The organism is Streptomyces sp. NPDC004752 (genome assembly GCF_053601275.1).
The window spans coordinates 1-10,620 of record NZ_JBSGBN010000210.1 but is presented as its reverse complement, the minus strand read 5'-3'; the positions used below and the strand labels follow the sequence as shown (position 1 = coordinate 10,620).

Genomic DNA, 10,620 nt, shown 5'->3' with positions numbered 1-10,620 from the left:
CCCGACAACGCGGCGTGGGGGCACCTCCCGGCCGAAGGCTGGGGGAGTGCCGTGCCAGGCGTCGCGGGCCAGACGGGACTTTCGAAACACGCCCTAGAGCAGACCCGCGACCGGCGGGCGACCTTCCTTCGGCGGACTCCGGTCCGCCGGGGAGTGGTGGCCCGCCAGGAGGGGCGGCTCTCTTCCGCGGCGGCCGTGCGCGCGGTGTTGCCGTCGCCGGCACTGCCCGCGACGTAGTCGACCGGGCCGGGCCCGAACCCCGCCTCTCGTCGCCGAGCCCGTGTCACGCCGACGACACTCGCGGGGAGCAGCCGGGTTCGGCCGGTCCCGGCCAACGAACGTCGGCCGCCGGGCGGCGCGGATGCCTGGGAGGGGATGTCTCATCCGTCGTCCGCGTCGTCGCCGGGCGAACCGTGTGCCTCCTCGGTGTCGGGTCCCTGCGCCCGCACCCGCTGGACCTGCTCCAGGGACGCGCGCAGTTCGGTGAGCCAGTCGTCGGTGTGGCGCTGGACCAGGCGTACGCACCAGGCGAGGGCGTCGCTGCGGCTGCGGGCCACGCCCGCGGCGACCAGCGTGTCGAGGACCTGCCGCTCGGGTTGCCGTAGCCGGGTCATCACCGGCGCGGCGACATGGGTGAACAGGGCCCGCCGGCCGCCGCACTCCACGCCCCAGGACACCTTCCTGCCGAACCGGTGCTCGGCCTCGCCGGCCACCGCCATCCGGGCCCGGCGGGTGCGTTCCCGGAACTCCTGGATGCGGCCCTCCACGGCCGCCGCCCGCTCGGCGTCCGCGGTGCCCTCGGCGAGCCGGGGTGCGGGGATGCGGCCGATGACGGTGATCTCCTCGCGGTCGACGGTCACCTCGACCAGTTCCGTGAAGAGATCCTCGGGGACGCGGCCGGCGAACCAGCCGCGCAGCTTCTCCAGTTGTTCAGCCGTAAACATGTAATGACGATTACACCGCCGGCGGATGAAGACAAGTGGTCCGCGGAGAGGTCCGCCGGGCGGAACCGGAACGTTTCAGGACGTTTGCGGGGGCACCGGGATCCGGCCAGCCGGACCGGTGCGTCGACCACAGGCCGCCGGGTTACGGGCGTGAACCATCCCGGTTCCGTTACTTCACGCCACTGATTCAACACGAAAGGTTACTGAAAGCCGTAGGTCGGATGTGAGTTCCGGCGGTGGACTCGGCAGACTCGCGCTCGTCGCCGCGGCACCGACCGCGCCGGGCGGCACCTCGTCGAAACGAGCGGAAGGATGCACACAATGCGGAACACCGCGCGCTGGGCAGCGACCCTCGGCCTCACGGCCGCCGCCGTCTGCGGACCCCTGACCGGGGCCGCCGTCGCCTCCCCCGGCGCCACCCCGTCGTCGCTGTACGCCCCCTCGGCCCTGGTGCTCACCGTCGGCCACGGCGACAGCGCCGCCCACGCCACTCCGGAGCGCGCCGTCACCCTCTCCTGCGCCCCCGCGCCGTCCGGCAGCCATCCGGCCGCCGCCCTGGCCTGCGCCGAACTGCGGCTCGCCGACGGTGACTTCGACGCGCTGACGCCGCGCGAGGACGCGGTGTGCACCACGGAGTACGACCCGGTGGTCGTCACGGCCGAGGGTGTCTGGCAGGGCCGACGCGTCGGCCATGAACGCACCTTCGCCAACGCGTGCGTGAAGAACGCCCACGGGGTCGGCGTCTTCGCGTTCTGAGAGACCGGGATCGCCGCTCGCCCGCGCTTGCCGGAGCGGGCCCGCGCACGGGGAGCGTGGGCTCCAGAGCGCGGAGCGGTGATCCCGCCCCGGGGACGGCGGGCCGGTGTGGGGCCGCCCGCCGCCCCGGGACCACGCCACCCACGCAACGCCCCCGCCCGCTGTCGGCTTCGCCTCGTCGTCAGGGGCTGTCCGGGCGTCGTCGGACGGCGATGAGGGCCGCCGTCTCCCTGTGGGCGGCGGCCCTCGGTCCGAGGGTCCGGTGGTCCGGGGGTTCGGGGGTGGTTCGGTCAGTGGTCCTGTGGTGGTCGGGGGGTGGTCACATGTGCACCACGGGCGTTGCCGAGGTGTCCTGCTCGGGCACTCCGCGGCGGAACAGGGCCAGTGCGATGACCGCGCCCACGGCGAAGAAGCCCGCCGACCACCAGAAGGCGGTGGTGTAGCTCTCGATGGTCGCCTGCGCCTGGACCACCTTGCTGGTGACGTCCCGGCCGGCCAGGTAGTCGGTGGCGGCGCTCGCGGCGAGTGTGTTCAGCAGGGCCGTGCCGATCGAACCGCCCACCTGCTGCATGGCGTTGACCGTCGCTGAAGCCACGCCCGCGTCCTCCGCGGCGACCCCGCCGGTGGCCAACTGCATGGCGGGCGGCATGACCAGGCCGAGGCCCACTCCGGTCACGATCAGCTGCGGCAGCACCGTGGAGGCGTAGTCGGAGCCGATGCCGATGCCGGTCAGCCACGCCATGCCCGCGGCGGCCACGGCGAAGCCCAGGGAGATGACGGCCTTGGGGCCGATCCGGGGCAGCAGCACCGTGGTGCCGAGCTGGGCGGTCACCATCAGGGCGCCCACCATCGGCAGGAACGCCACACCCGTCTTCGTCGGGCTGAAGCCGAGGTTGAGCTGCAGGTAGTAGGTGAGGAAGAGGAACACGCCGAACATACCCGCGCCGCTGATCAGCACGGCGAGGAACGAGGCGGCCCGGCCGCGGTCGAGCAGAATGCGCAGCGGCAGCAGCGGGTGCTCGGCCCGGGTCTGCCACCAGGCGAACGCGGCCAGCAGCAGACCGCCCGCGATCAGGAAACCCCAGGTCAGCGGCGAACCCCAGTCGTGTGTCTCGGCGTTGGAGAAGCCGTAGACCAGGGCGAAGAGACCGGCGGCGACCAGGACCGTGCCCGGCACGTCCAGCTTGGAGTTCGCGGCGTCCCGGTGGTTGGTCAGCAGCATCGAGCCACCGACGAAGGCGACCACCGCGATGGCCACGTTGACGTACAGCGTCCAGCGCCAGTCGAGCGCGTCCGTGAGGACACCGCCGAGGAGCAGTCCCACGGCACCGCCGGCCCCGGCGATGGCGCCGTACACACTGAATGCGCGGGCCCGCTCCCGGGCGTCGGTGAACGTGGTGTTGAGCAGCGACAGCGCGGCGGGCGCGAGCAGCGCGCCGAAGGCACCCTGTAGGGCGCGCGCGGCGACCAGCATGGCGAAACCGTTCGCGGCGCCGCCGAGCGCGGAGACGGCGGCGAAGCCGACGACGCCGACGAGGAAGGCCGGCTTGCGGCCGAACAGGTCGGCTATGCGCCCGCCGAGCAGCAGCAGCGAGGCGAAGGCCAGCGCGTAGGCGGTGACGATCCACTGCCGGTTGCCGTCGGAGAAGCCGAGGTCCGCCTGTGCGGACGGCAGCGCGATGTTCACGATCGTCGCGTCGAGCACCACCATCAGCTGCGCGACGGCGACGATCGCGAGGATCCACCAGCGCCGTGCGGGCGGCGTCGCGGGCGGCGTCGCCACGCCGCCCGCGACGGCGTCGTCGGTCAGGGTCTTCTGGGACATCGGGAACCACTCCAGGGAAGTCGTCCGGGACTTGTGGCAAAGAGAACGTAAACGAAACTGTTTCGTTTCGTACATGCCGATGCTAGACCCATGGCCAGCGAAACGGCAAAGTTTCGCTGGCATGCAGATCCTGGGGCCATATATTCCTTGACAGGCATATAATCGTCGAGGCATGTTGCATCCATGTCCGAGTCCGACGACGCCACGCTCTGGGCCGCCCTCGCCGATCCGCACCGCCGGGCCATCGTCGCGCTGCTCCTGGAGCGCCCGCGGCCCGTAGGGGAGATCGTGGAGGCGTGCGGTCTCAGCCAGCCCAGCACCTCCAAGCACCTCAAGGTGCTCAGGGAGGCGGGACTGGTACGGGTCCGGCAGGACGCGCAGCGCCGCGTCTACGCCCTCGACCCGGCGCCGATCGCCGCGCTCGACGCCTGGCTCGCCCCCTACCGCAGGCTGTGGAACAGCAGCCTGGACGCCCTGGGGCGCCGCCTCGACGAGACGTCGGACGACAGCACGCGCCCCTCCACCCCGAAGGACTGATCCACCATGTCCGCCGAACTCACCGGAACCTATGTGACCTTGGACGACGGCCGCCCCGCCGTCCGCTTCAGCCGCATCTACGACCACCCCGTCGACCGTGTCTGGCGGTTTGTGACCGATCCTGCCGAACTGGCCCGGTGGTTCCCGTCCCACGCCGAGATCGAGCTGCGGCCCGGCGGCACCATCCGGTTCAGCGGCGACCCGCACCTGCCGGAGTCCACCGGCCGGGTGCTCGCCGTCGACCCACCCCGGCACCTGGCCTTCGACTGGGGCGGCGACGAGCTGCGCTTCGACCTGGCCCAGGTCGCCGACCGGCGCACCCGGTTCACCCTCACCCACGTCCTCGGCGAGGAGAACACGGCCGCCCGCAACGGCGCCGGCTGGGAGGTGTGCCTCGCCGCCCTGGACGCGATGGCGCGCGGAGAGGCGTTCACCGGGCCGCACGCCGGGGCGAGCGCACCCTGGAAGGAGTTCTACGCCGGCTATCTCGCCGCCGGGGTCCCCTCCGGCGCACCCGTGCCCGGCCTCGACTGATCCCTCACGCCAGCTGCCGCCGCACCAGCTCGTGCAGCCGCCCCCCGGTGTCGGCGAGCAGCGCGGCGGGCGGACCCTGCTGGGCGATCCGGCCGTCCTCCAGCACGATGATCCGGTCCGCGTCCAGCACCGTCGACAGCCGGTGGGCGATGACGACGCGCGTGGCGTTCAGCTTCCGCGTGCTCTCGATGACCGTGCGCTGGGTGTCGTTGTCCAGGGCGCTGGTCGCCTCGTCGAAGAACAGGATGCGCGGGCGCCGGATCAGGGCCTGGGCGATCATCAGCCGCTGCCGCTGGCCCCCGGAGACCGCGCCGCCGCCGGAGACGATCGTGTGCAGGCCCATCGGCATCCGCTTGATGTCCTCGGCGAGCCCCGCCAGTTCGGCCGCCGCCATCGCCTCCTTGGGCGGGTACGGCTCGGTGCCGCAGATGATGTCCAGGATCGACCCGGTGAACGGCTGGGCGTGCTGGAGGACCACCCCGCACTGGCGGCGCACCGCCGAGGGGTCGAGCGCCGCCAGATCCTGCCCGTCGTACAGCACACTGCCCGAGACCGGCCGGTCGAACCCGATCAGCAGCCTCAGCAGGGTGGACTTGCCGCAACCGCTCGGGCCGACGATCGCCACGAACTCGCCCGGCCGCACCTCGAACGACACGTCGTCGAGGACCAGCGGCCCGTCGTCGGCGTACCGGAAGGACAGCCGGCGGGCCTCCAGGGCGCCGGACAGCGGGCCCGGCCGGGTGCTCGCCGAACGCGCCTCGGGGGCCGCCTCGAAGACCGGCTTGATCTGCTCGAACAGCGGCAGCGCGGCCACCGCTGAGACGAAGGAGCCGGTCAGCTGGGTGACCGAGGTCAGCAGCATCGTCACCGAGGTGTTGAAGGTGAGGAAGTCCGCCGCCGACATCGTGTCCTTCGCCGGGCCCGCCAGCAGCATGAACATCAGCAGTGTGCACACCGGCAGATGGACCGCGCCCAGCACCGTCGTGAGGTTCTTGATCCGGCCGGCCTTCTGCTGGAGCTCCCGGCTGCGCGCGAACTCGCGGGCCCAGGCGGCATACGCATAGTTCTCGGCCGCCGCCACCCGCAGCTTGGGCAGGCCGCGCAGGGTCTGGAAGGCCCGGTTGTTCAGCTTGTTGCCGAGCACCACCAGCCGCCGCTGCCGGCGCACCTGGCACAGTCCGAGCCCCAGGAACACGGCCGCGATGACGACCAGCATGCCGAGCGCCGCCAGCGCCATCGACGGGCTGTACCAGAACAGCAGGCCCAGATTCATGGCACCGACCGTCACCGACTGCACGACCACCGGACCGACGCCCGCCAGCAGCCGGCGGATCGCGCTGATGCCCAGGGCGGCGCCGGCCAGCTCACCGGTGGAGCGCTCGGTGAAGAAGCGGGTGGGCAGCCGCAGCAGCCGGTCCCACACGGCGGGCTGGAGCGCGGCCTCGATCCGGCCCTCAAGGCGCAGCACGGACAGGTTCTCCAGCAGCGTGAACGCCGCCGCCACCACACCGCTCACCAGCACGGCCAGACAGACCTGGACGATCAGGCCCGTCTGCGCCCTCGGCACATACATGCCGAGCACCTTGCCGGTCGCGATCGGCACCAGCGCGCCGATGGCCACCGTCACCAGCCCCGCGAGGAGCAGCACGAGCAGATCGCCGCGGGTGCCGCGCAGGCTGAACCGCAGCAGGCCGAGCGGCGAGAGGCGCTGGTCGGGCAGCGGCCGGTAGAACATCACCGCGCGCGGCTCGAACTCCTCCGCGTTCGCCTTCCCGACCGGCGTCTCACGCCCGGTGCCGGGATGGACGGCCGCATAGCCGCCGCGCCGCCACAGCAGCGCGACCGGCGCCCCCGACAGCGCCCGGTGTCCGACGAGCGGGCCCACGTTCTCCCGCCACCAGCGTCCGTGCAGCCGTACGGTGCGGGTGCGCACCCGGGAGGCGAGGGCCACCCGCTCCACCGGGTCCAGGCGTTCGCTCTCGGTGCCGCTCCGCGCGGGCTCGACGAGCCTGATCCCGGCAGCCTCGGCGACCAGCGCGCAGGCCGCGTACCCGGCATCCGCGTCGGCGGCCGTGGTGCGGCGGGCCGAGCGCCCGCCGATGGAGTCGAGCAGCGTCTGATCGGCCCGGGCGCGGACCTCCTCACCGGCCTTGACCCCGGCGGCCGCACGCGTCTCGTGGGTGTGCTCCAACCGCTCGATCCACCGGTCCAGCGCGGTCAGCAGCCGGTACTGCTGGTCCACCACGGACTGCCACAGCGCCGGGTCCATCAGCAGATCGGCGGCGGCCTCGGCGCCGTACAGCGAGCCGTACCGCACGCTGCCCGGCGGTACCTGCATCCAGAACACGTCGTCGTCCTCGCCCCCGCCCGCATCGGCCCGCGCGGCGGAACCCCCCTGCGTGGCCGCGCGCTCCTCGGCCAGGGGTGCCTGGAAGAGGACGGACAGCCCGCGGCCCACGCCGAGGGCCACCGCGTACTCCAGCGGGCCGGTGGCGGGCGGCACATACCGCGGGTCGCCGTACGCGTCGTACGACCAGGTTCCGGCGGCCGTCGGCTGGTACAGCTCGCGCAGGTCGATCCGGTGCACCACGCAGTCCCGCACCGGGCGGGCCACCAGGGTGTGCCGGGGTCCGGTGACCGGGCCGAGCAGCAGCGCGCCCGCCGCCAGCCGGCCGAGATGGTGCCAGTGGCCCTGCTGGGCGGCGTCCACCGCGAACAGGTCCAGGGCGCCGGCCGTGATCAGCCACAGCGCCTGCGGGCCCGCCAGGTCGACCCGGTTGAGGCCGGCGCAGTCCACACGTGTGCCCAGCGCGCCGAGCGCGCCGATGACGAGGTCGCCGTCATGCGCCTGCTGACCGGTCGTCATCTCACCGCTCCCTGACCAGTGCGGCGTACGCGCCGCCGCGCGCCACCAGCTCCTCGTGCCGCCCCCGCTCGACGACCGTGCCGTGCTGGAGCACCACGATCTCGTCGCTGTCGCGGACCGTGCTCAGCCGGTGCGCGATCACCACACAGGCGCAGCCGCGTCGGCGCAGGTTGTCCATCACGACCAGCTCGGTCTCCGCGTCCAGCGCGCTGGTCACCTCGTCCAGCACCAGAATGCTGGGCCGGCGCACCAACGCCCGTGCGATCTCCAGGCGTTGGCGCTGCCCGCCGGAGAAGTTGTGGCCGTCCTGCTCGACCTTGCCGTGGATGCCGCCCGGGCGGCGCAGCACCACGTCGTACAGGGCCGCGTCCCGCAGCGCCTCCACCACGGCCTCGTCCGGGATCGAGGGGTCCCACAGGGCCACGTTGTCGCGGACCGAGCCCTCGAACAGGAACACGTCCTGGTCCACGAAGGAGACGGAGGAGGCCAGCGCCCCGCGTGCGATGTCCTCCAGTCGGCGGCCGTCGATGCGGATCACGCCGTCCCACGGGGCGTACAGGCCCGAGATCAGCCGGGACACCGTCGACTTGCCGCTGCCGGAGCCGCCCACCAGGGCCACCTGCTGTCCCGGGCCCACGGTCAGGTCGAAGCCGCTCAGCAACGGCTTGTCCAGCGGGCTGTAGCCGAACGTCACGTTCTCCAGCTCGACATGCCCGCGCAGCCGGCGCGTGCAGTCGCCGTCGCCGGGCGGCCGGGCGTAGCGCGGATCCGCCCGGAAGTTCTCCACGTCCTTCAGCCGGGCCACATCGGCCGCGAAGTCCTGGATGCGGCCCGCCACGCCGCCCAGCCGGGCGAGCGGTGCCGTGAAGCGGGCCACCAGCGCCTGGAACGCGACCAGCAGACCGACCGAGATCTGGCCCTCGACCGCCCGCAGACCGCCGATCCACAGGATCAGCGCGCTGTTGAACATGGCCAGCGTCGGCGCGACCACCCCCAGCCATGCGCTCGGCACCCCGAGCCGCTGCTGTTCCTCCAGCGTGGTGGCGTGCTGCCCGGCCCACTTGCGGAAGTAGCCGTCCTCGCCGCCGGTCGCCTTCATCGTCTCGATCAACTGAAGCCCGGTGTACGAGGTGTTGGTCAGCCGCGCCATGTCCGCGCGCAGCTTCGCCGTACGCGTCGCCCGCAGCCGTACGACCAGCCGCATGGCCACCACGTTCAGCAGCGCCACGCCGATACCGACGAACGTCAGCTGCGGATCGTAGGCGTAGAGCAGCACGGCGTACAGCACGACCACGACGGCGTCCACGCCCGCCGCCGCGAGGTCACGGGCGAGGGTCTCGGCGACCTGGTCGTTGGACTGCAGCCGTTGCACCAGGTCGGCGGGGGAGCGCTGGGCGTAGAACGTGACCGGCAGCCGCAGCAGATGGCGCAGGAAGCGGGCGCTGGACAGGGTGGAGGAGATGATCCGGCCGTGCAGCAGGTTGGCCTGCTGGAGCCAGGTCAGCGCCAGGGTGAGCAGCACACAAGTGGCCATCGAGGCGAACAGCACACCGAGCAGCGAGGTCTGGCCGCCGATGAGAAACGTGTCGATGTAGGTGCGGCTGAGCGCGGGCACGGCCGCGCCGACCGCGACCAGCAGCAGACTGGCCAGGACGGCGGCGGGCAGGGCGCCCGCGGTGCCGCGCAGCCGGGTCGGCAGCGCGCCGAGCACGCCGGGCCGCCGCCCGCCCCTGCTGAAGCCGTCGCCCGGTTCCAGCACCAGCACCACGCCGGTGAAGCCGCGGTCGAACTCCTCCATGGGCACGAACCGGCGGCCCTTGGCGGGGTCGTTGAGGTACACCCCGGGCCGGCCGAAGCGGCGGCCCATGCCGTCGTAGACGACGTAGTGGTTGAACTCCCAGAACAAAACGGCGGGTGCCGCGACCTGTGCGAGCGCGGCCAGGTCCATCTGCATGCCCTTGGCCGTCAGACCGTGACTCCGGGCCGCTTTCAGCAGATTGGAGGCGCGCGAGCCGTCGCGTGAGACGCCGCAGGCGATGCGCAGCTCCTCCAACGGGACGTGTCGGCCGTAGTGGCCGAGGACCATCGCGAGACAGGCGGCGCCGCACTCGACGGCCTCCATCTGGAGCACCGTGGGGGTGCGGACCGTGCCACCGCGGGTCCGTCGGACCGGCCGCCTTGCCGGGGCGGCGCGTCGGTGGCCACGGGTTTCCCGGGTCGTGCTCACGGCAGCAGCCAATCGACGGGACGCTGGTCGGTCAGCTTGACCGAGGCTGCGGCGAGGGTCATGGAGTCGAGTGCGAACGGCGGCCCGTCGGCCGTGGACCACCGCAGACCGCTCTTCGTCCGCGATCCGTCGAGCGTGACCAGGACGGCCACCGGGCGGCCCTCGCGGGTGAACTGCTCGCCCAGCCGACCGTCGCCGAGGAAGGCCCCGATCGACTGGGCCGACTGGGCCGTGCGGTCCACCGACTTCACATGGCCGCGCAGCACGCCGTACTCCTGTGTGGGCACCGACGGCACGGTCAGGTCGACGGGGGCGTGCGCCGGGATGGCGGCGGCGCTCTCGGCGGGCACGTACACCGTCGCGTACAGCGGGTCCGAGGCGTGGGCGACCGTCTCCACGGCGGCGACGTTCGCGCCGGTGCCGATGATCTGCCCGATGGTGGCGGCGAGCGAGGTGACCCGGCCGGGGGCGACCGCGCGCACGACCGAGTCGCCCTTGCCGGTACGGACCTTCAGCACGGGCGCGTCGGCGGGCAGCCGCTCGCCCTGCCGGACGAGGACGGCGGTGACCTGTCCCGCGACCGGGCTCTGCAGAAGGTAACTGCCCTGACCGTGCGTGAGGACGGCGGGCGCGTCGACCGTGGCGGCGACCGAGCCGGTCAGCGCCCACACGGCGGCCGCCGCCAGCACGACGACCGTGACGGACAGCGCGAGCCAGCCCTGCGGGCGGGCGAGACGCACCGGAAGATCCAGCTCCTGCGGCGACTGGAGCTTGGCGAGGGCCTGTTGGCGGAACTGCACGGAACTTCCCTCACCTGCGAGGAGACTCTGGCACGGGGACCATGCGACGCCGGTGAGTCCCGGGCGCCGCCCACCGGGCCCGGCCCCACCGGCCCCCGGCGTCGGTCCTAGACCCGCCGCCCGGGTGGTCA

The 10,620-nt window shown here is 72.8% G+C and carries 8 protein-coding genes; 3 read left to right on the top strand and 5 right to left on the bottom strand.

Annotation, left to right across the window (positions count from 1 at the left end; all coding sequences use genetic code 11):
* Window positions 1-380: 380 nt before the first annotated feature.
* Complete coding sequence (locus ACWEKM_RS44190) at window positions 381-944, bottom strand: hypothetical protein (protein WP_451626963.1); 564 nt, start codon at window positions 942-944, stop codon at window positions 381-383.
* 321 nt (window positions 945-1,265) lie between these two features.
* On the opposite strand from ACWEKM_RS44190, the gene ACWEKM_RS44185 reads away from it, so the two are divergent.
* Window positions 1,266-1,700, top strand: a complete 435-nt coding sequence (locus tag ACWEKM_RS44185) for a subtilase-type protease inhibitor (RefSeq protein ID WP_451626962.1) — start codon at window positions 1,266-1,268, stop codon at window positions 1,698-1,700.
* A 319-nt stretch (window positions 1,701-2,019) separates the two neighbouring features.
* Here the strand turns inward: ACWEKM_RS44185 and ACWEKM_RS44180 are convergent, their stop codons facing one another.
* Window positions 2,020-3,525, bottom strand: coding sequence for an MFS transporter (locus tag ACWEKM_RS44180; protein ID WP_451626961.1), 1,506 nt, complete (start codon window positions 3,523-3,525; stop codon window positions 2,020-2,022).
* Window positions 3,526-3,708: 183 nt separating this feature from the next.
* Between ACWEKM_RS44180 and ACWEKM_RS44175 the strand changes: the two genes are divergently transcribed.
* Window positions 3,709-4,062, top strand: coding sequence for an ArsR/SmtB family transcription factor (locus ACWEKM_RS44175; protein WP_451626960.1), 354 nt, complete (start codon window positions 3,709-3,711; stop codon window positions 4,060-4,062).
* A 6-nt stretch (window positions 4,063-4,068) separates the two neighbouring features.
* Window positions 4,069-4,596 (top strand): SRPBCC family protein, encoded by a 528-nt coding sequence (locus ACWEKM_RS44170; protein ID WP_451626959.1) that lies wholly within the window; start codon window positions 4,069-4,071, stop codon window positions 4,594-4,596.
* 4 nt (window positions 4,597-4,600) lie between these two features.
* Here ACWEKM_RS44170 and ACWEKM_RS44165 read toward each other — a convergent pair whose 3' ends face one another.
* From ACWEKM_RS44165 to ACWEKM_RS44155, 3 genes are read right to left on the bottom strand one after another with little or no spacing between them, the layout of a single operon-like run.
* Window positions 4,601-7,462, bottom strand: coding sequence for an NHLP bacteriocin export ABC transporter permease/ATPase subunit (locus ACWEKM_RS44165; RefSeq protein ID WP_451626958.1), 2,862 nt, complete (start codon window positions 7,460-7,462; stop codon window positions 4,601-4,603).
* Between the two features lies 1 nt (window position 7,463).
* Window positions 7,464-9,689, bottom strand: coding sequence for an NHLP family bacteriocin export ABC transporter peptidase/permease/ATPase subunit (locus ACWEKM_RS44160; protein ID WP_451626957.1), 2,226 nt, complete (start codon window positions 9,687-9,689; stop codon window positions 7,464-7,466).
* Window positions 9,686-10,489 (bottom strand): HlyD family efflux transporter periplasmic adaptor subunit, encoded by an 804-nt coding sequence (locus tag ACWEKM_RS44155; protein WP_451626956.1) that lies wholly within the window; start codon window positions 10,487-10,489, stop codon window positions 9,686-9,688. The genes ACWEKM_RS44160 and ACWEKM_RS44155 overlap by 4 nt, the downstream gene beginning before the upstream one ends.
* Between the last annotated feature and the right edge of the window lie 131 nt (window positions 10,490-10,620).

Excerpts from the sequence above, each read along its gene's own strand:
- ACWEKM_RS44175 (WP_451626960.1), top strand. The coding sequence starts at position 3,709 with ATGTCCGAGTCCGACGACGCCACGCTCTGGGCCGCCCTCGCCGATCCG.
- ACWEKM_RS44180 (WP_451626961.1), bottom strand. The coding sequence starts at position 3,525 with ATGTCCCAGAAGACCCTGACCGACGACGCCGTCGCGGGCGGCGTGGCG.
- ACWEKM_RS44170 (WP_451626959.1), top strand. The coding sequence starts at position 4,069 with ATGTCCGCCGAACTCACCGGAACCTATGTGACCTTGGACGACGGCCGC.
- ACWEKM_RS44165 (WP_451626958.1), bottom strand. The coding sequence starts at position 7,462 with ATGACGACCGGTCAGCAGGCGCATGACGGCGACCTCGTCATCGGCGCG.
- ACWEKM_RS44185 (WP_451626962.1), top strand. The coding sequence starts at position 1,266 with ATGCGGAACACCGCGCGCTGGGCAGCGACCCTCGGCCTCACGGCCGCC.
- ACWEKM_RS44190 (WP_451626963.1), bottom strand. The coding sequence starts at position 944 with ATGTTTACGGCTGAACAACTGGAGAAGCTGCGCGGCTGGTTCGCCGGC.